We start from the raw sequence: 22,699 nt of genomic DNA, 5'->3' as shown, positions 1-22,699 counted from the left end.
GGTTCTCCTCTGGGATCGGATGACTCACTTGACCGCGCCGGCGGTGAGGCCGGCGACGAAGTACCGCTGCAGGGCCAGGAACCCGACGACGACCGGGATGCTGACCACCAGCGAGGCGGCCATGATCTGGTTCCAGTAGACGTTGAACTGGGTGGAGTAGCCCTGCAGGCCGACGGCCAGGGTGCGGCTGCCCTCGTCGGTCATCACCGACGCGAACAGCACCTCACCCCAGGCGGTCATGAACGCGTACACGGTGACCGCGACGACGCCGGGCACGGCGGCCGGCAGGATGACCTGGAACAGGGTGCGCAGCGGCCCGGCACCGTCGACCTGCGCCGCCTCGTCCAACCCTCGGGGGATCGAGTCGAAGTAGCCGACCAGCATCCAGATCGAGAACGGCAACGAGAACGTCAGGTACGTGATCACCAGGCCGGTACGGCTGGCGTACAGCTCGATGCCCGTGGCGTTGCCCAGGTTGACGTAGATGAGGAACAGCGGCAGCAGGAACAGGATGCCGGGGAACATCTGCGTGGACAGCACCGTCACCGTGAAGACGCCCCGGCCACGGAACCGGTACCGGCTCACCGCGAACGCGGCGAAGATGGCGATCGCCACCGAGCAGACCGCCGCGATGCTCGACACCACCAGGCTGTTCACCAGGTACCGAGCCAGCGGAACGGTGCTCCACATGTCGACGAACGGTTGCAGGGTGGGTCGGCTGGGCCACCAGGTGAAGCCGTTCTGCACGTCCTGCAACGGCTTCGCGGCCGAGGTGACCATCACGTAGAGCGGGATGACGACGAAGAGGGTGAGCAGGGTCAGCACGATGCGCCGACCCCAGCGCTCACCGGCGGTCTCACGCATGGTCGTCCCTCCGACGGTTGGTGATCAGCAGGTACGCGGCCGAGACGATCATCAGGAACAGCAGCAGCGCCACGGACATCGCCGAGCCGGAGCCGAAGTCCCAGGTCTTGAAGGAGCTGCGGTAGATGTGGATGGAGATCAGGTCGGCCTGCTCCGGGGCGGAGCCGCCGAACAGCACGAACGGGGTGTTGAAGTCGTTGAACGTCCACAGGAACAGCACCAGCAGCAGCACCAGGTTCACCGGCCGCAGCATGGGCAGGGTGACCGAGCGCAGCCGACGCCAGAACCCGGCGCCGTCGATCGCGGCGGCCTCGTACAGCTCGCCGGGCACGTTCTGCAGGCCGGCCATCAGGCACAGGAACGCGAACGGCCAGTTGCGCCACACCGACACCACCAGCAGCGACCAGAAGCTGTTGTCGCCGATCAGCCAGAACGGCCGCTCGCCCAGCAGCCCGAGCTGGTCGACGAGGACGTGGTTGACCAGGCCGGTGTCGCGTTGCAGCAGGAAACTCCAGGTGATCACCGCGGCGTAGACCGGCAGGGCGTACGGGGTGAGGAACAGCGCGCGCAGGATCGCCCGCCCCCGGAACGGTCGTTGCAGCACGACCGCCGCCGAGATGCCGAGCAGCCAGGCGAACCCGACCGAGAGCACGCTGTAGGCCAGGGTGATCCAGAACGAGTGCAGCAGTTCCTTGCCGGCGGCGCTGTTCAGGTCGAGCGTCGCCCGGTAGTTCTCCCACCCCACGAAGGGCGCGGTGGACCAGTCGCGGATGTGGAACTGGGTCAGCTCCAGCATGCTCATCCAGACCCCGACGACCATCGGGATCACGTGGATGGCGAGTTCCAGCACGATGGCCGGGGCGAGCAGCAGATACGGCAGGAGCGAGCGGCGCGGGCCGCGGGGCCGGCGGGCCGGCCCTCGTGCCGGTGACCCGGCCCGGGGTTCGCGCCGGGCAGCGTCCGGCGCGGTGGTGCTGGTTGCCATCGGGGTCCTCTCGGAGTCGGTGGCCGTGGTCGGGCTCAGCACCCGACCACGGCCACCGGTGACGCCTGGGTCAGCGCATCTTCTGCTGCGCGTCGGTCAGCTTCGCCTTCACCGATGCCTCGGTGACGGGCTTGCCGCTTGCCGCGTCCGCGAACAGTTCCTTCATCGCGGTGCCGACCAGGGTCTCGAAGGTGCTCTCCTCGGGCACCTGCGGCAGCGGGGCCGCCGTGGTGACCAGGGTCTCCTGGATGGTCTTCTGCTCCGGGGCGCTGAACGCCGGGTCGGCGCCCGCGGTCTTCACCGCCGGCAGCGAGCCGTACGTCTTGTTGAGGATCGTCTGCTCCTCGTCGCTGGTCATGAACTTCACGAAGCTCAGCGCGCCGTCCTTGTTCTTGGTGTGCTTGAAGACCGCCATGTTGATCCCGGCGACCATGCTGTTGACCTTCTTGCCGCCGGCCGGCGGGCTGGCCAGGAACGGCACCGGGGCCACCCCGTACGCGTCGGCGGGCATGTTCTGCGTCTTCAGGTTCGAGCCGGCGGACTGCCAGAGCAGCATCGCGGCCTTGCCGTTGGCGAAGTCGGAGACCGACTGGTTCTGCGCGTACTCCGCGTTGCTCGGGTTGGTGATCTTGTCGGCGGCCATGAAATCGATGTACCGCTTGATCGCCGACACGTTCTGCGGGGTGTCGAAGGTCGGCTTGCCGGCCGAGTCGAACCACTCACCGCCGTACTGCTGGCTGAAGGTGAAGGCGTGGTGCGCGTTCTCCGACGGGTTGGCCCCCTCGATCGCCAGGCCCCACTTGCCGCCGGTGCTCAGCTTCTTGCCGTACTCGACGACCTGTTCCCAGGTGGTCGGCGGCGCGGTGATGCCCGCGTCGGCGAACATCTTCTTGTTGTAGTACAGGCTGTACGCCATGGAGTAGAGCGGCACGGCGGCCGGCGGCTTGCCGGGGGCCCCGGCGGCGGCGAGCGCGGCGGGCACGATCCGGTCCTTGCCGCCGACGGCCTGCAGGGTGGCGTCGTCGAACTCGACGAGCGCGCCGGTGGCCTGCAACGACGCCGACCAGGTGTTGCCGATGTTGACCACGTCCGGGCCCTTGCCGGAGGTGGCGGCCGCGAGCAGCCGGTTGAGCAGGTCCGACCAGGGGACCACCTCGACGGTGACCTTGATCCCGGTCTGCTTCTCGAACTTGTCCAGCTCCGGCTGGAGGATCGTCTTGTCGGCCTCCAGGCTGGCGCCCTGGTTGCTGGCCCAGTAGGTGAGCGTCTTGGGCGACGCTGCGGAGTCGTCGCCGGAGCCGCCGCAGGCGGTCAGCGATGCTGCTGCCAGTACGGCGGCGGTGAATATCCCGAGGTGTCGTCTCGACACGGTCTGCCCTTCCGGTGCGTGGTGGGGGTCCGCCGACCTCCGTCGCCGATAGGGGTCGGGCGACGGGCGGCCGGCTGCGGACAGGGTTCGGGGGTGCGCCGTCGGGGGTCCGTCGGCGTTTCCCGGGAGTTACATCACGGCTTAATTTATGTCGTCATTAAAGTTGTTGGCCGGTGGGTCGTCAAGCACGAGGCGGTTACAGTCGCCTCGAACGGCCGACGGGAACGAGGTGACGAGTGGAGCTGGCGCGTGCCACCAACCGCAGCGTGCGGCTGCGCAACAGGTCCGCCCTGCTGACCAGGCTCTTCCTCGACGGCCCGCTCACGCGGCAGGACCTGGTGCGCAGCACCGGGCTGAGTCAGCCGGCGGTCAGCAACGTGGTGGCCGACCTGATCGACGAGGGGCTCGTCGCCGAGGCCGGGGCCGCCGAGTCCGACGGCGGTCGGCCCAGCATGCTGCTGCGCATCGCACCCCGCTTCGCCTTCCTGGTCGGCGTGGACGTCGGCGAGACCCGGGTCCGGGTGGAGCTGTTCGACTTCGCCATGACCCTGCTGGCCAGCGTCGAATACCCGCTCGACCCGGCGCGTACCGAACCGGACCTGGTCGCCGGGCACGTGCTGGCCGGCATCGACGCGGTGACCGGCACCGCCGGGGTGGCCGCCGCCGACGTGCTCGGCGTCGGCATCGGCGTCTCCGGCGTCGTCGAGCAGGGCACCGAGGCCGTCGTGCACGCCCAGGCCCTCGGCTGGGACCGGGTGCCACTGGAACGGCTGATCGGCGCCGGCACCGACCTGCCGCTGCACATCGACAACGGCGCCAAGACCCTCGGCCAGGCCGAGATGTGGTTCGGCGCCGGTCGGGGGGCCCGGAACGCCGTCTTCGCGCTGGTCGGCTCCGGTGTCGGCGCGTCGGTGGTGACCAACGGGGCCACCTACCGGGGCGCGTCCAGCAGCGCGGGGGAGTGGGGTCACACCACCCTGGTGTACGGCGGGCGGGCCTGCCGGTGTGGCGCGCGCGGCTGCCTGGAGGCGTACGTGGGCGCGGAGGCGATCATCGACCGCTACCGCGAGGCGCGCCGGGGTAGGCCGGTGCCGGGCGAGGACGAGGAGTCCCAGATCGCGGCCCTGGTCGACGCCGCCGCGACCTCCGCCACCGCCCGACGGGTCCTCGACGACACCGCCGGCTACCTCGGGGCCGGGGTCGCCAACCTGATCAACCTGTTCAACCCGGAGCGGGTGGTGCTCGGCGGCTGGGCGGCGATGGCGCTGGGTGACCTGCTCCCGGCCGTCCGGGAGGCCGCCGGCCGGCAGGCGCTGCGCCAGCCGTTCGGCCAGGCGTCGATCGAGCTGTGCCGACTCGGCGTCGACGCGGTGGCGCTCGGCGCGGCCACCCTCCCGATCGCCCGCTTCCTCACCGAGGGCGGCGTCCGCCGCCCCTGACCCACCCACCTTTGGTGATCAAGAGGTTTGCGTCATGCCGAGCCTGATTTCTGACGCAAACCTCTTGATCACCAGCACGGTGTCGGTCCGGCCTGCCGGTCGGGGAGGTGCGGCGGGGGTCGGTGACCGGGGGGTGGGGTCGGGAATTACACAAAAAGAATCCTCGGGATAAATAACGAAGTTATAGATCGATGTCTTGACGCCGTCGCAATCTCGCCGCAACACTCCTACGAGAGCGCTCTCCATCCCGCGGCGTCGCCTCGGCGGCACCATCCCCGGCGCTACGGGCGAGCCTGACCCCCATCCGTGCAGCAGTCCGTAGCCCTCTATCGACAGGCGATGTCATGACATCTCGCGCTACATCCGTACGCCCGCGTCCTCGGGTGGTGCGGCACCTGCTCGCCGGGCTCACCGTGGCCCTGGTCGCGGCGCTCACCCCGACCGGCACCACGGCACCCGCGCAGGCAGCCCCCGTCCTGCTGTCCCAGGGCCGCACGGCCACCGCCTCGTCCACCGAGAACGGTGGAACCCCCGCCGCCGCCGCTGTCGACGGCAACACCGGCACCCGCTGGTCCAGTGCGTTCAGCGACCCACAGTGGCTCCAGGTCGACCTGGGCGCCCGCGCCACCATCACCCAGGTCAACCTGCTCTGGGAGGCCGCCCACGGCCGGGCCTTCCAGCTCCAGACCTCCGACAACGGGTCCACCTGGACCACGATCTACTCGACCACCACCGGCACCGGCGGCACCCAGAACCTCACCGTCTCCGGCGCCGGCCGCTACGTCCGCATGTACGGCACCGTCCGGGGCACCGGCTACGGCTACTCGCTCTGGGAGTTCCAGGTCTACGGCGAGACCGACGGCGGCACCAACGAGCCCCCGGTGACGCCCACCGACCCGTACAACCCCAACCTCGGGTCGAACACGTTCGTCTTTGACCCGAGCACGCCCACGTCGACGATCCAGAGTCGACTGAACACCCTCTTCACCCAGCAGGAGACCAACCAGTTCGGCCCGCAGCGCTACGCGGTGCTCTTCAAGCCCGGCACCTACACCGCCGACGTCAACCTCGGCTTCTTCACCCAGGTCGCCGGCCTCGGGATGAGCCCGGACGACGTCAACCTCAACGGGCACGTCCGCACCGAGGCGTTCTGGTTCGGCGGCAACGCCACCCAGAACTTCTGGCGGGCCGCCGAGAACCTCTCGGTCACCCTGCCCGCCGGGCAGACCGTGGAGCGCTGGGCGGTGTCCCAGGCCGCCCCGTACCGGCGGATGCACCTGCGCGGCGCGCAGAACCAGATCCAGCTCTGGAACGGCGGCGACGGCTGGTCCAGCGGCGGCCTGATGGCGGACACCCGCATCGACGGGCTGGTCGTCTCCGGCTCGCAGCAGCAGTGGTACTCGCGCAACAGCGAGTTCGGCAACGGCTGGACCGGCTCGGTGTGGAACATGGTCTTCCAGGGCGTCACCGGTGCCCCCGCGCCGAGTTTCCCCAACCCGTCGCACACCGTCATCGGCCAGACCCCGCAGGTCCGGGAGAAGCCGTTCCTCTACGTGACGGGCAGCGGTGAGTACCGGGTGTTCGTGCCCGCGCTGCGCACCAACTCCACCGGCACCAGCTGGTACAACAAGACCCCGGCCGGTTCGTCCCTGTCGCTGTCGCAGTTCTTCGTCGTCCAGCCCGGCACCAGCGCCGTCACCATCAACGCGGCTCTCGCCCAGGGCAAGCACCTGCTCTTCACCCCGGGTGTGCACCGCATCACCGAGCCGATCCAGGTCAACCGGGCCGACACGGTGATCCTCGGTCTGGGCCTGGCCACCATCCAGGCCGACAACGGCACCGTGGGCATGCGGGTCGCCGACGTGGACGGCGTCAAGGTCGCCGGCATCATGTTCGAGGCCGGCACCACCAACTCGCCGGTGCTGATGGAGGTCGGGCCGTCCGGTTCGTCCGCCAGCCACGCCTCGAACCCGACCTCGCTGCACGACGTGTTCTTCCGCATCGGAGGCCCACACGTCGGCAAGGCCACCAACACGTTGACGGTCAACAGCGACAACGTGATCGGCGACCACATGTGGCTGTGGCGGGCCGACCATGCCGCCAGTGGCGTGCCCACCGGATGGACGCTGAACACCGCCGACACCGGGCTCACCGTCAACGGCGACAACGTCACCATGTACGGCCTCTTCGTCGAGCACTACCAGAAGTACCAGACCATCTGGAACGGCAACGGTGGCCGGACGTACTTCTACCAGAACGAACTGCCGTACGACCCGCCCAACCAGGCCGCCTGGATGAACGGGTCGACCCGGGGCTACGCCGCGTACAAGGTCGCCGACTCGGTGACCAGTCACCAGGCGTGGGGGCTGGGCAGCTACAGCTACTTCAACGTCAACCCCGCGGTGGTCGAGGAGCGGTCCTTCGAGGTGCCCGTCAACCCGAACGTGCGCTTCACGAACATGGTCACCGTCTCGCTCGGTGGCGTCGGCACCATCAACCGGGTGATCAACAACGCCGGAGGCACCGCGAACGCGGCCAACCAGACGGTGTACCTGACCACCTACCCCTGACCGGGGCGCCCGCGCCGGCCCGGTCGTCTCATCGGACCGGGTCGGCCGGGTGGCACCCAGGGCCGTGCCGGCCCGGTCCCGCCGAGACCGGGCCGGCTACGGTCGTGCCAGCACCTCGGCCGCCGCCCGCTCACCGGCGCGCACCGCGCCCTCCAGGTAGCCGGTCCAGCGGGTCGCGGTCTCGGTGCCCGCCCAGTGCACCCGGCCCACCGGCGTCCGCAGATGCGGCCCGTACGCGCCCCAGGACCCGGGGGTGAGCGCACCGCAGAAGCAGCCCCGCGTCCACTCCTCGGTCGACCAGTCGTACTCGACGAGGTCGACCGGGTCACCGGCGCGTGGCCCGACCACTGCGGCGAACGCCCCCAGCAGGCACCGCCGACGCTGCTCGGGAGACATCCCGCGCAGCACCGCGGCGTCCGAGGCGTAGCTGAACCCGGTCAACACGCCGAGCGGCGAGGTGGGTGTGGAGTTGTCGACCGTCTCGGTGAGCGGACCGGTGGTGCTGGTGGACACCCCGGAGAACCCGTCGGCACGCCAGAACGGCTCCGGGTAGACGGCGTGCACTTTCAGCGCCGAACCCATCGGCATCCGCTGGGTCAACCCGTCGCGCAACGCGGGCAGCGGCGGAGCGTACCGGATCCGGCCCGCCAGAGCCGGAGCCAGCGCGACCACCAGGAAGTCAGCGTTCACGCGGCCGGTGTCGGTCCACGCCGTCACCCCGTCGACGTTCTGTTCGACGGCCCGTACCGGTGCGGCCAACGTCAGCGCCCCCGGCGGCAGAGCGGCGGCCATCCGCTCGGCCAGCGCCGGTGGCCCGCCCACGATCCGGTCCTGCTGCGCGCCGCCCGCCATCCCCAGCAGGGGCCCGGTCCCGCCGGCGCTGCGCAGGTAGAACAGCAGGTGCAACAACGACACCTCGTCCGCGCCGGTGGCCAGCAGCCCGCCGGCGAGCAACCGCCCCAGATAGTCGGCGGTGTCGTCGTCCCCGGCCGTGGCACGCAACCAGCCGCCGAGGATCGTCCGGTCCCACTGTGCGGCCTCCGGGGCCTGCCAGGGCGCGGTCGGGTCCAGCCGGGCGGCGTACTCGTCGAGCAGGCCGAGGACCCGGGCGGCCCGCGCCGGCGGCTCGGCCCGGCGCGCACCGGCCCAGAGCACGGTGGGTGCGCCGAACGCCGCCGACGCGAACGTGGCCAGCCCGTGTTCGGCGACCAGCGCGTACATCCGATGCTGGGTCGGGCCGATCCACTGCGCGCCGAGGTCGAGTTGGGTGACGTCGGGTAGCCAGCGGGTCAACACCCGGCCGCCCACCCGGTCGCGGGCCTCCAGCAGCCGCACCTGGGCGCCGGCACGGCTGAGTGCCAGCGCGGCGGCGAGCCCGGAGAAGCCGGCGCCGACCACGACCACCCGCATGCCGTCGGCCACACCGGGGACTACCCACAACCGCCGCAGGCATGACAACCGGCTGCCTGTCGCGGCTGCTTGCTCCGGTCGGCTGGTTGCTCCGGTCGCGGCCGAGGCTCCGGCTCCGGCTGCGGCCGCCGGCGAACGTACCCCTGTCCTTCGTCCTTTGCTCTGCACCTGCGGAGGCACCACCCGGGCCGGCGCCCCCGTCGCATCCGTGGGTGCAGAGCAAAGGGCACACCACCACCCGGCCGGCCCGGCCGGCCGTGGGCGGCCTGGGCGGTCCGGCGGGCCTGGGCGGTCCGGGCGGTCAGGGTGCCTGGGCAGCCCGCCGGGCCGTCCATCCCGACCGGCCGCCGAGAATTTTCTGCCGGCCTGTCGATCCGGGCCGCTGCCGATCGTGTGGAGGATGAGAGGTCGGTGCGGAGCCGGCCGTCCCCGCGAGGAGGAACGATGACCTTGTACCTGCTCAGCCTTCACCAGCCGCAGGGTGAGCTGCCGCCGGACCCGGAGTTCCTGGCCGGGGTGATGCGCCGGCTCGCCGACTTCCGCGACGAGTTGACGTCCACCGGCTCGTGGGTGTTCGGGCAGGGCCTGCACGGCCCGGAGACCGCCACCGTGCTGCGTGCCCGCGAGGGCGGCGAGGTCCTGGTCACCGACGGGCCGTTCGCCGAGGGCAAGGAGTACCTGGGCGGCATCACCATCATCGACGTGCCGGACCTGGACGTCGCCCTGGAGTGGGGCCGCCGTTACGCGGTGGCCACCACGTTGCCGATCGAGGTCCGCCCCTTCCACGGCGGGGCCGGAGACTGACCGTGCCGGACGTCGAGGCGGTGTTCCGCGCGGAGTACGGGCGCGCGGTCGCCGTCCTGGTTCGCCTCCTCGGCGACATCGACCTCGCCGAGGAGGCCGTCCAGGACGCCTTCGCCATCGCGGTGGCGCGGTGGCCGACGAGTGGCCCGCCGCCCAGCCCGGCCGGTTGGATCATCACCACCGCCCGGAACCGGGCGATCGACCGGCTGCGCCGGGAGGCGTCCCGGGACGACCGGCACGCCCAGGCGTCCCTGTTGTTCGCCGCCGACGGACCCGTCGAGGAGGGACCTGTGCGCGACGACCGGCTCCGGCTGATCTTCACCTGCTGCCATCCGGCGCTCGCCCCGACCGCCCGGGTCGCCCTCACCCTGCGCCTGCTCGGCGGGCTGAGCACCGCCGAGATCGCCCGCGCCTTCCTGGTGCCGGAGCCGACCATGGCGCAGCGGCTGGTCCGCGCCAAGTCGAAGATCCGTCACGCCCGCATCCCGTACCGGGTGCCGCGCGACGCCGACCTGTCCGATCGGCTGCACGGCGTGCTCGCGGTGCTCTATCTGATCTTCAACGAGGGGCACACCGCCAGTGCCGGGCGGCATCTGGTCCGCGCCGAGCTGTGCGTGGAGGCGATCCGACTGACCCGGCTGCTCGTCGAGCTGATGCCGGACGAGCCGGAGGCCCTCGGTCTGCTGGCACTGATGTTGCTCACCGAATCACGCCGTGCCGCGCGGACCACACCCGACGGCGACCTCGTTCCGCTGCCCCGGCAGGACCGTCGCAGGTGGGACGCCGCGTTGATCGCCGAGGGGCAGACGCTGGTCCGCCGCTGCCTACAACGCGACCGGCCCGGGCCGTACCAGATCCAGGCCGCGATCGCCGCCGTGCACAGCGCCGCACCGCGCGCCGCCGACACCGACTGGGGTCAGATCCTTGCGTTGTACGACCACCTGACAGCCGTCGCGCCCAGTGCCGTCGTCGCGTTGAACCGGGCCGTCGCGCTCGCCGAGGTCGCCGGACCGGCGGTGGCGCTGACCGAGGTGGACCGGCTCGACCTGGACGGCTACCACGTACACCATGCGGTTCGGGCCGACCTGCTGGCCCGGCTCGGGCGGGACGCGGAGGCCGTCGACGCGTACCGGACCGCCGTCGCGCTGACCGACAACGCTGCCGAACGGGCCTTCCTCACCGCCCGCGCGACGGCCCTGGCGCCGCACTGACCCGCCCTGGGCGCGCTACTGGCCCGCCGCCGTCGACCGGCGCGTCGGCTGGCCGGGAACGGCCGGCGGGTCGGCGATGACACCGCCCATCACGTCCTCGACGTTGGGCACCTGGGCGAGCTCGCCCAGACCTTCGACGTAGCGCAGCAACCGCAGTTGCATGGCCGCCAGCTCCGCGCGGCACTGCGCGTCGTCCGGCCAGGCCGACTCGGGTTCGTCGGGGTTGGCCTGCTCCCACGCCCTCAGGCGCGGGTGCCAGGTGGCGAGGAACGGCCGAAGCTCGTTGTTGAGCATGGCGATCCCGAGGTGCTCGACCGTCGGGCGACCATTGGTCCGAATGGTCGGCGCCGCCTGGCTCAGCACCTCCCTGGTGATCGCGAACAACTGGTAGAGCGACGTCAACGCCTCCCGGACCAGACCCGTCCCGGTCGCCAGCGGCTGACCGGACACCCGGGTGACCGCCTCCACGAACAGCCGCCAGGCGGTCTGCTTGTTGTCCCGGGTGACCGCGAACCGCAGCTCGCTGAACTGCGGAACCGAGACGGTCACCTCCGCCAGCTGGAAGAACCGCGAGTATGCCGACGCCACCACGGCCGCGACGCCACCCGCCGTCGTACCGCAGAGGGCGAAGAGGGCGGGCCCGGTCAGTCGACTGGCCAGGTACACCGCCAGCCCCACGGCGGCACCCGCCACCAGGCCCAGGGCGATGTGGAACCACCGGGAACCACGCCAACGCATCAGCATTCCTGCATCGTCCCAGACATTCACCACTGTGTGTCGTCGGTGTCCGGTTCGCTCGACGGCGCGGCCACACCTGGCGGGCGCGTTTGCCGGCGGACGCGCCGGGAACCCGTGCGGCCCCGGCCACGGGTCCACCCGTGGCCGCAGTCGGATGGAGGCGGCCATGGCGTACCGTCCGACCGTCGCCGACAGGGTGCCCGACGTCTCCACCCTCACGCTCGGGGTGGAGGAGGAGTTCCTGCTGCTCGACCCGGACACCGGGCGCAACCTGCCGGTGGCCGACCGGGTGCTGGCCGCGCTGCGCGGCCCCGCCCGCGACCAGAGCCGCCAGGAGTTCCGGCACAGCATGGTGGAGATGGTCACGCCGGTCTGCGCCGACCTCAACGAACTGCGCACGCACCTGGTGTCGTTGCGTCACGCCGCCGCCGAGGCGGCCACGGCCGCGGGGGCCCGACTGGTGGCCGTCGGCGCCACCCCCGTGGCCGAACCGCACCTGACGGTGCCCGACCGGCCGCGCTACCACGCGATGTCGCGCCGGTACGGCCCGGTGGCGCACGACCCGGCGGTCTGCGGCTGTCACGTGCACGTCGGCCTGCCCGACCGGGAACTGGCCGTGCAGGTCTGCAACCACCTGCGTACCTGGCTGCCGGTGATCCAGGCGATCACCACCAACTCGCCGTTGCACGACGGGCGCGACACCGGCCACGCCAGCTGGCGGTCGATGCAGCTGGAACGCTGGCCCAGCATCGGTCCGACACCGTACTTCGACTCCGCCGCCGACTACGACCGGACCGTGGACGAGCTGATCGCCGCCGGTGTCATGCTCGACGCCGCGATGGTCTACTGGTACGCGCGGCCGTCGTCGGCGTACCCGACGGTGGAGGTGCGGGTCGGCGACGTCAGCTCGGACGTGGACGACACGGTGCTCGTCGCCGCACTGGTCCGGTCCCTCGTCGCCACCCTCGCCGACGACGTACGCGCCGGGGTGACCGCGCCGCACACCCGGGACTGCCTGGTCGCCGCCGCGCACTGGCGGGCCGCCCACCACGGCCTCGACGGTGAACTGATCGACCTGCGCGCCGGCGGCACCCGACCGGCCTGGGTGCTCGTCGACGAGCTGATGGCGGTGATCGCCCCGGCCCTGCTGCGCCACGGCGACCTCGGCTACGTGTTGGCGCATCTGGCCCGGCTGCGTCGCGACGGGACCGGCGCGGCCCGGCAGCGCCGGGTGCTGGAGCGTACCGGTGACCTGCGCGCCGTGATCGACGATCTGGCCGCCCGCACGGCCGCCGCCTGACGCGACTCAGTGGATGTCGTGCGTCTGCAGCCACAGCTCCAGCAGGCCGAGCTGCCACAGCTTGTTACTGCCGGCCGCCGCCTCGGCCCGGTCCGGCTCGGCGAGCAGGCGTGCCACGTACTCCGGTCGGAACAGCCCTCGGTCGCGCGCGACCGGCGCCTGCAACGCCTCGGCGACCAGCTCCCTCACCGGGCCGTCCACGTTGCGCAACGCCGGCACCGGAAAGTAGCCCTTGCGACGGTCGATCACCTCGGCGGGCAGCACCTGCCGGGCGACCTCCTTGAGGACGCCCTTACCGCCCTGCGCGACCTTGTGCTCCGGCGGGCAGTGCGCGGCCAGGGTGACCAGGTCCTGGTCGAGGAAGGGGGTGCGGACCTCCAGGCCCCACGCCATGCTCATGCTGTCCACCCGTTTGACCGGGTCGTCGGGGAGCATCAGGTGGGTGTCCAGGCGCAGCACGGCGTCCAGTGCGGTCTGCGCGCCCGGCGCGGCGAGGTGCCCGGTGAGCAGTTCCCTACTGGCGTCGTGCTCCAGCGCGTACTCCGCGCCGACGAGGTCGCGCAGCTCGTCGTGGTCGCGGTCGAAGAACGCGGCGGCGAACGTCTCGGCGGCGCTGTGCCGGGGCACCTCGGTGAGCGGCTGGTGGTAGCCGTAACCGGCGAACACCTCGTCGGCGCCCTGCCCGGACTGCGCCACCTTCACGTGCCGCGCCACCTGCTCGGACAGCAGGTGGAACGCGACCACGTCGTGACTGCCCATCGGCTCGGTCATCGCCAGCACGGCCCGTCGTACGGCGGGCACCAGGTCGTCGTCGGCCAGCCGGATCCGGTGGTGGTCGGTGTCGAACGCGCGGGCCACCAGGTCGGAGTAGTGGAACTCGTCGCCGGACTCGCCGTCGCGGCTGTCGAAGCCGATGCTGAACGTTCGCAGGTGCTGCTGGCCGGCCTCGGCGAGGAGCGCCACGATGAGGCTGGAGTCCAGACCACCGGAGAGCAGCACGCCGACCGGCACGTCGGCGACCAGCCGTCGGCGTACCGCCGCGCGCAGCGCGTCCCCGACGGCGGCCCGCCAGTCGGCGGCGTCCATCCCCGCGTCGGCGGGCTCCCGCACGTAGTCGGGCCGCCAGTACACCTCCTCGCGGCTGCGCCCGTCCGCCTCGATCACCCGCAGGGTGGCCGGCGGGAGCTTGCGCACGCCGCGTAGCACCGTCCGGGGCGCGGGCACGATGGAGTGCCAGGACAGGTAGTGGTGCAGGGCCACCGCGTCGATGCCGGTGTCGACGTCGCCGGCGGCCAGCAGCGCGGGTAGGGTGGAGGCGAACCGGAGCCGCCCAGGCGTCTCGGCGAGGTAGAGCGGTTTGATGCCGAGCCGGTCGCGGGCCAGGATCAGCCGCTGCCGGGCCCGGTCCACCAGGCCGATCGCGAACATGCCGACCAGGTGGTCGACGAAACGCTCGCCCCAGTGTGCGTACGCCACCAGGATCACCTCGGTGTCGCTGGTGGATCCGAAGGCGTATCCGGCGTTCTGCAACTCCTCGCGCAGCTGCGGGTAGTTGTAGACGCAGCCGTTGAAGACCAGCGCGAGGCCGAGGTCGTCGCGGACCATCGGCTGCCCGCCCGCGTCGGACAGGTCGATGATGGTCAGTCGGCGGTGCCCGAGGGTCACCCAGCCGTCGGCGAACAGGCCCTCGGCGTCCGGGCCACGGGAGCGCATCGCCTCGGTCATCCGGGTCACCGCCGCCGCGTCGGGCGACCGGCCGTCGAACCGGGCCTCCCCGCTGATCCCGCACATCAGGTGGGACGGTGCTGGTTCAGGGCGGACATGGCCCCTCCTGTCAGGTCTCCCCGACTGGTGGTGGCGGGGCCCGCGGTGGAAACGGGGCCGCTGGCTACCCGGGCGCGCGGGGGACAAACCCCGAGGGCTTGACGCCGTCTCAGCCGCGCAGGGTGCGCAGGATGCGGGCCAGTTCGGCACGGTCGGTGTCGTCGAGGTGTCCGAAGAAGCGGTCGGCCTCGGCCCGGCGGGCGGCCCGGATGGCGGTGCTGACCCGGTTGCCCTCGTCGGTCAGGGCGACAAGTGTGGCTCGCCGGTCGGCCGGATCGGGGCGGCGTTCGACGAGCCCACGGGTCTGCAGGTCGTCGATGACCTCGGTCGCCGAGCGGGGCGCGATGCGCAGGTGCTCGGCGAGGGTTCCGGGGCGTACCTCGCCGTGGCGGCCCAGGACGCCGAGCGCCCGGGACTGGCTGGGGGTGATGTCCCAGGGTGCCAGCGACTCCCGGGTCTGCCGGCGCAAACGGGACGCCACCGCCCAGAACGTCTCGGCAAGGCTGTCGTCAGTGGTGTCCTCGGTCACCGGAATACGGTAGCAGGAGATGTGGTTGTTCCCTCATGTTGAGGTAACCTCAGCATTGTCCTCGACTGAAAGGTGGTTCTCCTTGGAACCCACCCCCATGGGCCGCGACCGCGGCCACCGCACCGTCAGCGCCGACGAGAAGACGCAGGCCCGCCAGGTGTCGCTGCGTCGCATCGGCCGCCTGTTCACCAACCACCGGCCCGCGCTCGCCGCCGTCACCGCGATCATCGTGCTCTCCTCGATCATCGCGATGGCCAGCCCGTTCCTGCTGCGTGCCGTCATCGACCGGGCGCTGCCGCAGGGCGACGTGACCCTGCTGGTCTGGCTGGTCCTCGGCATGGTCGCCGTCGCCGCGGTGACCTCCGCCCTCGGCGTCGTGCAGACCTGGATCTCCACCCAGGTCGGCCAGCAGGTCATGCATCGGCTGCGCACCGACGTCTTCAGCCACCTCCAGCGCCAGTCGCTGGGCTTCTTCACCCGCACCCGCACCGGCGAGGTGCAGTCCCGGATCACCAACGACATCGGCGGCATGCAGTCGGTGGTCACCTCCACCGCGACCGCCGTCGCGGCCAACCTCACCACAGTGGTCGCCACCGCGGTCGCCATGGTCGCCCTCTCCTGGCAGCTCTCCCTCGTCTCGCTCGTGGTGCTGCCGCCCGCCGTCTGGCTGACCCGCCGGGTCGCCCGGATGCGCCGGGAGATCACCGCCCAGCGGCAACGCGAACTCGCCGACCTCAACGTCACCGTCGAGGAAGGGCTCTCGGTCAGCGGTGTGCAGTTGGCCAAGACCCTCGGCACCGGCCCGGCCCTCATCGAGCGGTTCAGCGCCTCCTCGGCCCGGCTGGTCGACCTGGAGCTGCGCAGCGAGCTGGCCGGCCGCTGGCGGATGGCCTCGATGAGCATCATCTTCGCCGCCGTACCGGCGGTCATCTACCTCGCCGCCGGGCTGCCCGGCACCGCCGGGACGCTCAGCATCGGCACCCTGGTCGCCTTCACGGCCCTGCAGGGTGGCCTGTTCCGGCCGCTGATGGGCCTGCTCAACGTGGGCGTCTCACTCACCGCGTCGCTGGCGCTGTTCGCCCGGATCTTCGAGTACCTGGACCTGCCGGTCGACGTGGCCGACCCCGCCGAGCCGGTCCGACTCGACCCCGCCCGGGTGCGCGGTCATCTGCGCCTGGAGGACGTCACCTTCGGCTATCCGGGCAGCGACACCGCAGCCCTCGCCGGGATCAGCCTGGACGTGCCCGCCGGCACCAGCCTCGCCCTGGTCGGCGAGACCGGGTCCGGCAAGAGCACCCTCGCCGGGCTGGTCAGCCGGCTGCACGACCCGACCGCCGGTCGGATCACCGTCGACGGCGTCGACCTGCGGGACCTGCGCCTTGCCGACCTGGCCGCGATCGTCGGCGTGGTCAGCCAGGAGACGTACCTGCTGCACACCACGGTGCGGGAGAACCTGCGTTACGCCCGGCCGGACGCCACCGACGCGGAGATCGAGGACGCCGCCCGCGCGGCCCAGATCCACGACCTGATCGCCGGGCTGCCCGACGGGTACGACACCATGGTCGGCTCCCGCGGTCACCGCTTCTCCGGCGGCGAGAAGCAGCGGCTCGCCATCGCCCGCACGTTGCTGCGCGACCCGCGCATCCTGGTCCTCGACGAGGCCACCAGCGCACTGGACACCGAGACCGAACGGGCCGTGCAACGCGCGTTCGACGTGCTGGCCGAGGGTCGCACCACGATCACCATCGCCCACCGGCTCTCCACCGTCCGCGACGCCGACCAGATCGCGGTGCTCGACCACGGCCGCATCGTCGAGGCCGGCACCCACGACAGCCTGCTGGACCGCAACGGCCGCTACGCCACGCTGGCGGCCTGAGCCTCCCGCTCACAACCGTCTCGAAATAGTCGCTAAACCCGTCTCATTATTCCGCGTCGAGGTGTCGGTAGACGGTGGCGCGCGAGACACCCAACGTCTCGGCGATGGCATCCACCGAGTGGGTGCCCGCCGCGTGCATCCGCCGGGCCGTCTCCACCTGCTCCCGACCGAGCGCCCGTGGTCGTCCCGGCCGTCGTCGGCTCCCGCTCGTCGGGGCCGCGTCCGGTGCGGTGCCGCGCGCCGGCGCCGGGCCCGCCGTGGTCCCGTCCCGCTCGGGTACGGCGGCGGTCGGCGTCAGCAGTCGGCGTACGCCGTCGAGCATGTCGGCGCGCAGCACCTCGTCGGACACGTCGACGAAGAAGACGATCGGATCGCTGCACGCCGCGACCGCCTGGGTCGCCAGCACCCGCTCCCGGCGTCCGGCGTCCGGCCCGGCGATGAGGTCGTTGGCCCGCATCGCGACCTCCATCAGACGGTGGTACGTGTCGCCACGGCCGACCAGCGCGATGTCGTGGAAGAGCATGCCGAGGGGTCGGCGGTGGGCGAGCATGACGTCCACCCAACCCTCCAGCACCGTCCACCGCGCCTGCTCGACGGGCTGCGTCCGCGCGGTGTCGAGCAACGCCTCCAGATCGGCCAACAACGGCTCGACCAGCGCGGAGAGCAGGTGTTCCTTGGCCGGGAAGTGGTACAGGATCGCGGTCTTGGTCAGCCGTAACCGCTCGCCGATCTGCCGCAGCGAGGTGCGTTGGTAACCGTGCTCGGCGAACAGGTCGAGCGCGGCGCGCAGGATCCGGGTGCGGGTGTCGTCCGCGGGATCGGCGGTCATGTCGGCAAGCCTAGCGACGTCCTGACCGGTGGCCGCCATCACCGTTGCATCGACTGACCGACGGTCAGTACAGTGGAGGGCGGTCGATGGCAGCCAACGGCAGGAGGGGCGATGCCCGTCATCTCGATCGGCAACCTGGTCAAGACGTTCGGGGCGATCCGGGCACTCGACGGGCTCGACCTGCGGGTCGAGCAGGGGGAGGTGCACGGCTTCCTCGGGCCCAACGGCTCCGGCAAGTCCACCACCATCCGCATCCTGCTCGGGCTGCTCCGCCGTGACTCCGGCGACGCCCAGGTGCTCGGCGCCGACCCGTGGCGCGACGCGGTCCGCCTGCACCGCCGACTGGCGTACGTGCCGGGCGACGTCAGCCTCTGGCCCAACCTCACCGGCGGAGAAGCCATCGACCTGTTCGGTCGGCTGCGCGGCGGCCTCGACCGGCGTCGCCGCGACGAGCTGTTGCAGCGCTTCGACCTGGACCCGACCCGCCGCTGCCGCACGTACTCCAAGGGCAACCGGCAGAAGGTCGCCATCGTCGCCGCCTTCGCCTCGGCGGTGGAGCTGTACGTGCTCGACGAGCCCACCTCCGGCCTCGACCCCCTGATGGAGGCGGTGTTCCAGGACGAGGTCCGGCGGGTCAAGCAGGCCGGTGCGACGGTGCTGCTCTCCAGCCACGTGCTCGCCGAGGTCGAAGCCCTCTGCGACCGGGTCAGCATCATCCGCGAGGGCCGCACCGTCGAGTCCGGCACCCTCGCCGAGCTGCGCCACCTCACCCGCACGGCGGTCACCGTCGAGACCGCCCGTCCGCTCACCGGTCTGGACGCGCTGCCCGGTGTGCACGACGTGCACGAGGTCGACGGGCGTACCCACCTGGAGGTGGAGCCGGCCCACCTCGACGAGCTGCTCGGTCAGCTCGTCCGCTCCGGCGTGCGTGCCCTGACCAGCACCCCGCCCACCCTGGAACAGCTCTTCCTGCGCCACTACGGCGACGACCCCGCCGCGTCGGCCGTCGGCGGCTCTGCCGGTGGTGGCTCGGCTGCCGGTGGCTCGCCCGGTGGTGGCTCCGCCAGTGGTGGCTCCGCTGGTGATGGCTCGGCCGGTCGTGCTCCGGCCCCCGGTGCTTCGGACGCCGACTCGCCGGCCGGCGCGCCGCAGGCCGGTGCCCGGTGAGCGCCCTCACCGGCACGGCCCTGCTGGCCCGGCTCGTGCTGCGTCGCGACCGGATCCGCCTCGCCATCTGGGTCCTCGGCACGCCGCTGCTCGGCTACGCCCTCGCCGGTAGCGTCGCCGGCATCTACCCCGACCAGGCGGCCCGCCAGGGCTACGCCACCACGTCGGCATCCAGCCTCGTCGCCCGCGCGTTCAACGGTCCGATCGCCGGCACCGACCTCGGTGCCGTGGTGGTCGCCGAGACGTACGTGACGCTGGCCCTGATCGTCGCCCTGCTGAGCACCTTCGCGGTGACCCGACACACCCGGCAGAACGAGGAGACCGGCCGGGCGGAGATGCTCGGTGCCTCCGTCGTCGGCCGGTACGCGCCGCTCACCGCCGCGCTGCTCGTCATCGTCACGGCGAACACTCTCGCCGCCGTGCTGCTCGCGTTCGCACTGGTCGGCGCCGGCCTACCGCTGGCCGGCTCGGTGGCGGCCGCCGCCGCGATCGGCGGTGTCGGTGTCGCCTTCACCGCGATCGCCGCGGTCACCGCCCAGCTCTCCGTCACCTCCCGGGGCGCCAACGCGCTCGCCGCCGCCACCGTCGGGATATCCTTCGTGCTGCGCGCCGCCGGTGACGTGCTCGGCGAGCAGAGCGCCGACGGCACCCGCGTGCAGAGCGCCTGGCCCTCGTGGATCTCCCCGCTCGGCTGGGGCAACCAGGTGCGCGCCTTCGGCGGTGAACGCTGGTGGACGCTCGCCCTCCCGGTCGCGCTGCTGCTCGCCGGAGTGGCCGTGGCGTACGCCCTCGCGGAGCGCCGCGACCAGGGCGCCGGGCTGATCGCGCCCCGACGCGGACCGGCCAACGCCGCGCCACGACTGCTCAGCCCCGCCGGACTGGCCTGGCGCATGCAACGCGGCACCCTGCTCGGCTGGGCGGTCGGCCTGGCCGTACTCGGGTTCTCCATGGGCATCGCCGCCGACGAGTTCAACGCCATGATCGACCAGAACCCGGCCGCCGCCGAGGCCATCAACGCGATGGGCGGCGGCGGGGTTCTCGTCGACGCGTACCTGGCCGCGATGCTCGGGCTCTTCGCGCTGACCATCGGGGCGTACGTGGTGCAGGCCCTCCTTCGGGTACGCGGCGACGAGGCCGACGGGGTGCTCGAAGCCGCCCTCGCCACCGCGGTCAGCCGTACCCGCTGGCTCGGCACCCAGGTGCTCGCCGCGACCCTCGGCGCGGTCGCGCTGCTGCTGCTCGCCGGGCTGACCACCGGCCTCGGCTACGGTCTCGTCACCGACGACCCGCTCGGCCAAGCCGTCGACCTGGGCGGTGCCGCGCTGCTGCGTCTGCCCGCCCTGCTCGTCGTGGCCGGGGTGGTGACCGCCCTGTTCGGACTGCTGCCCCGCTGGTCGGTCGTGCTGTCCTGGACGATCCTGCTGGTCTTCCTGCTGCTCGGGCAACTCGGTGCGGTGCTGAAGCTGCCCCAGGCCGCGCTCGACCTCTCGCCGTACACCCATGTGCCGTCCGTGCCCGCCGTCGACCCGGCGGCGCTGCCCCTGGTGGTGCTGACGGCGGTCGCCGCGGCGCTCCTCGCCGTCGGAGTGACGGCGTTCCGCCGCCGCGACGTGCCGAGCTGACGCGCTGTCGCGAGGTGCTTCCCATGATCGTTGGCAGTTCAGCAGGGCTGCGCTCGGCGTGTCGCCCTGCTGAACTGCCAACGATCGTCCTGGCTAGCGCAAAGTGCTCGGTGGTGGGGCACTGTCCACAGGCTGGGTGCTGTCCACAGGGGTGAGGCTGGGGCGGTTGCGGGGACCGGGGTCGCGCTTCACGGTTCGTGATGTGAATGTGGTGCTTCGGGAGCTGGTGGAGCTTGGCGGAGGGCTGGTGACGCTCGGGACGTCCCGGCAGCGGGTGCCGCAGTGGGCGTTGCAGCAGGCGTGCCGCAATGGTGAGCTGGTGCGCGTGCTGCCCGAGGTGTTCGTTGCGGCTTACCTGGTCGACAGTCGACCCGGCGCCCCCACCTTGAGTCGACTCGATCCGACCTGGGCCAGCGCGCGGCTCTGGCGTGGGCCGACGGCTGCGGTGCACTCAGTCACCTCAGCGCGCTCAGCGTGTGGGGGGTGCGCGCGCAGGCGGCCGGCGACCTGGTGCACCTGAGCACACCGACGAGCGCCAACCTGCGTAACCGACCCGGAGTGGTCGTGCACCGGCGCCGCAGCCTGCTCATTGAACCGCCGCACGTGGTGGTGCGACAAGGACTGACGGTCACACGACTTGAGCAGGCGCTCATCGACTCGTGGCCGACGATGCCGCCCGCCGAGCGGCGGGCACCAGTGATCCGGGCGGTCAACGAGTGGCTGACGACCCCCGAGAGGCTGGGAGTGGCCCTGGAGAGCACGCCGAAGCTGACCGATCGGGCGGCGCTGCGGACACTGCTGACGCGGCTCGCCGACGGCTGCCGGAGCCCGCTGGAGATCTGGGGACACGGACACGTCTTCACCGGCCCGGGAATGCCCACGTTCCGCCGACAGGTGCCGATCCGCGTCGGACGGCGCACGGTGTACCTCGACATGTTCGCCGAGCGGGAGCGGGTCGACATCGAACTCGACGGGGCCACCACCCACGGCGACCCACGCCAGAGAGAGATCGACCTGCGCCGTGACGCTCAATTGGCGAGTCTCGGAATCACGGTGGTCCGCTTCGCCCACCGTCGCCTGCTGCACGAGATCGACGCGGTACGCCGGGAAACCCTGGCCATCCTCGCGACCCGGCGGAGCTGACACCGCCGGCAGAGGCTGAGAAAGGTTGCTTGGTCCTGGCAGCCTCGGCTGCCTGGGCACGCTACCGACGCAGCTTCCGGTGCTCCTCAGCGTCCTGGTCGGGACAATGGGCACAATCCTCGCCACCTCGCTCACCGACCGTGCCCGGTGGCGGCGCAACCAGAGCGTCCGCCGGGACGTACGGCGCCGCTCGGGCTCGCGAAACTCGTCGACCTGCTGAGCCGCGGTACGTAGAAAGCATTCGTCCTTGAGCGTCGAGTCGCCCGACCGGTCCGAGCAAAGACGCGCTGCATCTTGCGATGTGGCGACATCCCGACAGATGAGTGTCACCAAGTTCCCCAGCCGAGAAGCCGCCCTACCCTGCTTCCCTGAGAAGGTGTCCGGTCGCGGGAGCGGAGAACGCGGTGGAGCAACGCGGGTACTGGCAGGAGTCGGGCGGGCGGATTTCTGCGGAGGAAGCCTGGAACACCTGGGCCAGCCACGGATACGACATCCTGGTCGCAGTCGCACGGAGCTACCACGGGCTCATCACCTACAAGGAGCTTGGTGAGCAGGTGCAGGCTAGTTCCGGCATCCGGACCTCGGCCCTCCTGCACAACTGGATCGGGTCTGTTCTCGGTCGCATCGTGCGGGAGGCACACCGACGGGGTGACCCGCCGCTGACCGCTCTGGTCGTCCATACGGATGACGGCAAGGTGGGAGCAGGATACAAAGAGGTTCTGGAGGTGGCGGGGGAGCCGCCGGTCGAGGACGAGATGGAGCGGGAGATGCACGCCGCCAACGCCCGCCTCACCTGTTACCGCCACTTCGAGGCGGCCGGCCTACCTCCGGACGGAGGCAGACTCGCACTGGCACCGAGGCTCGAGGTAGCGGTGGCGCGCCAACGCGCCCGCGCCCCGGAGCCTAGCCGGCCACTCTGTCCCACCTGTTATCTGCAACTCCCTACGACCGGTACCTGCGACACGTGCGGTTGACGCCGACGGACGCCAATGCGGGCGGCCTGCAGGACCCACGTCGAG

17 protein-coding genes and 1 pseudogene are annotated in these 22,699 nt (G+C 71.6%); 10 read left to right on the top strand and 8 right to left on the bottom strand.

Features of this window, described 5'->3' with window-relative positions:
- Positions 1-24: 24 nt before the first annotated feature.
- The 3 genes from O7616_RS22400 to O7616_RS22390 form a co-directional block, all read right to left on the bottom strand.
- Positions 25-864 (bottom strand): carbohydrate ABC transporter permease, encoded by an 840-nt coding sequence (locus tag O7616_RS22400; protein WP_145781198.1) that lies wholly within the window; start codon positions 862-864, stop codon positions 25-27.
- On the bottom strand, positions 857-1,849 hold the full coding sequence (locus O7616_RS22395; RefSeq protein ID WP_282303780.1) for a sugar ABC transporter permease: 993 nt from the start codon (positions 1,847-1,849) through the stop codon (positions 857-859). The genes O7616_RS22400 and O7616_RS22395 overlap by 8 nt, the downstream gene beginning before the upstream one ends.
- A gap of 70 nt (positions 1,850-1,919) precedes the next feature.
- The gene (locus tag O7616_RS22390; protein WP_282259141.1) at positions 1,920-3,218 is read right to left on the bottom strand and encodes a sugar ABC transporter substrate-binding protein; all 1,299 of its coding nucleotides are present in this window, start codon (positions 3,216-3,218) and stop codon (positions 1,920-1,922) included.
- 236 nt (positions 3,219-3,454) lie between these two features.
- Between O7616_RS22390 and O7616_RS22385 the strand changes: the two genes are divergently transcribed.
- Together O7616_RS22385 and O7616_RS22380 are read left to right on the top strand one after the other, a co-directional pair.
- Positions 3,455-4,657: an ROK family transcriptional regulator gene (locus tag O7616_RS22385; protein ID WP_282303779.1), complete on the top strand. Its 1,203-nt coding sequence runs from the start codon at positions 3,455-3,457 to the stop codon at positions 4,655-4,657.
- Positions 4,658-5,001: 344 nt separating this feature from the next.
- On the top strand, positions 5,002-7,227 hold the full coding sequence (locus O7616_RS22380) for a discoidin domain-containing protein (RefSeq protein WP_282303778.1): 2,226 nt from the start codon (positions 5,002-5,004) through the stop codon (positions 7,225-7,227).
- 96 nt (positions 7,228-7,323) lie between these two features.
- Here the strand turns inward: O7616_RS22380 and O7616_RS22375 are convergent, their stop codons facing one another.
- A complete protein-coding gene (locus O7616_RS22375; protein WP_282303777.1) occupies positions 7,324-8,649 on the bottom strand; it encodes an FAD-dependent oxidoreductase in 1,326 nt (441 codons plus the stop codon).
- Positions 8,650-9,081: 432 nt separating this feature from the next.
- On the opposite strand from O7616_RS22375, the gene O7616_RS22370 reads away from it, so the two are divergent.
- A complete protein-coding gene (locus O7616_RS22370; RefSeq protein ID WP_282303776.1) occupies positions 9,082-9,441 on the top strand; it encodes a YciI family protein in 360 nt (119 codons plus the stop codon).
- A 2-nt stretch (positions 9,442-9,443) separates the two neighbouring features.
- The gene (locus O7616_RS22365; RefSeq protein ID WP_282303775.1) at positions 9,444-10,652 is read left to right on the top strand and encodes an RNA polymerase sigma factor; all 1,209 of its coding nucleotides are present in this window, start codon (positions 9,444-9,446) and stop codon (positions 10,650-10,652) included.
- Positions 10,653-10,667: 15 nt separating this feature from the next.
- Here O7616_RS22365 and O7616_RS22360 read toward each other — a convergent pair whose 3' ends face one another.
- The gene (locus O7616_RS22360) at positions 10,668-11,396 is read right to left on the bottom strand and encodes a hypothetical protein (RefSeq protein WP_282303774.1); all 729 of its coding nucleotides are present in this window, start codon (positions 11,394-11,396) and stop codon (positions 10,668-10,670) included.
- Between the two features lie 160 nt (positions 11,397-11,556).
- On the opposite strand from O7616_RS22360, the gene O7616_RS22355 reads away from it, so the two are divergent.
- Positions 11,557-12,690 (top strand): glutamate--cysteine ligase, encoded by a 1,134-nt coding sequence (locus O7616_RS22355; RefSeq protein ID WP_282259148.1) that lies wholly within the window; start codon positions 11,557-11,559, stop codon positions 12,688-12,690.
- Between the two features lie 6 nt (positions 12,691-12,696).
- Here the strand turns inward: O7616_RS22355 and O7616_RS22350 are convergent, their stop codons facing one another.
- Entirely contained in the window at positions 12,697-14,481 is a 1,785-nt protein-coding gene (locus tag O7616_RS22350) for an N-acetylglutaminylglutamine amidotransferase (protein ID WP_282303773.1), read from the bottom strand.
- A 142-nt stretch (positions 14,482-14,623) separates the two neighbouring features.
- Complete coding sequence (locus tag O7616_RS22345; RefSeq protein ID WP_282303772.1) at positions 14,624-15,043, bottom strand: MarR family winged helix-turn-helix transcriptional regulator; 420 nt, start codon at positions 15,041-15,043, stop codon at positions 14,624-14,626.
- Positions 15,044-15,140: 97 nt separating this feature from the next.
- On the opposite strand from O7616_RS22345, the gene O7616_RS22340 reads away from it, so the two are divergent.
- Positions 15,141-16,919, top strand: coding sequence for an ABC transporter ATP-binding protein (locus O7616_RS22340; protein WP_282307695.1), 1,779 nt, complete (start codon positions 15,141-15,143; stop codon positions 16,917-16,919).
- A gap of 46 nt (positions 16,920-16,965) precedes the next feature.
- Here O7616_RS22340 and O7616_RS22335 read toward each other — a convergent pair whose 3' ends face one another.
- Positions 16,966-17,748, bottom strand: a complete 783-nt coding sequence (locus O7616_RS22335; protein WP_282303771.1) for a TetR family transcriptional regulator — start codon at positions 17,746-17,748, stop codon at positions 16,966-16,968.
- Between the two features lie 111 nt (positions 17,749-17,859).
- Here O7616_RS22335 and O7616_RS22330 point away from each other — a divergent pair.
- The 4 genes and pseudogenes from O7616_RS22330 to O7616_RS22315 all read left to right on the top strand — a co-directional run.
- A pseudogene (locus tag O7616_RS22330) lies at positions 17,860-18,729 on the top strand (ABC transporter ATP-binding protein); the annotation flags it as partial.
- Between the two features lie 182 nt (positions 18,730-18,911).
- Positions 18,912-20,537: an anibiotic ABC transporter gene (locus tag O7616_RS22325; protein ID WP_282303770.1), complete on the top strand. Its 1,626-nt coding sequence runs from the start codon at positions 18,912-18,914 to the stop codon at positions 20,535-20,537.
- Between the two features lie 483 nt (positions 20,538-21,020).
- Complete coding sequence (locus tag O7616_RS22320; protein WP_282303769.1) at positions 21,021-21,680, top strand: DUF559 domain-containing protein; 660 nt, start codon at positions 21,021-21,023, stop codon at positions 21,678-21,680.
- A gap of 404 nt (positions 21,681-22,084) precedes the next feature.
- Positions 22,085-22,654 carry a hypothetical protein gene (locus tag O7616_RS22315; protein WP_282303768.1) on the top strand — a complete coding sequence of 190 codons (570 nt, stop codon included), beginning with the start codon at positions 22,085-22,087 and terminating at the stop codon, positions 22,652-22,654.
- Positions 22,655-22,699: the final 45 nt, after the last annotated feature.

This window comes from Micromonospora sp. WMMD964 (assembly GCF_029581455.1).
Lineage (GTDB): Bacteria > Actinomycetota > Actinomycetes > Mycobacteriales > Micromonosporaceae > Micromonospora.
This window is presented reverse-complemented; position numbering and strand designations above follow the sequence as displayed.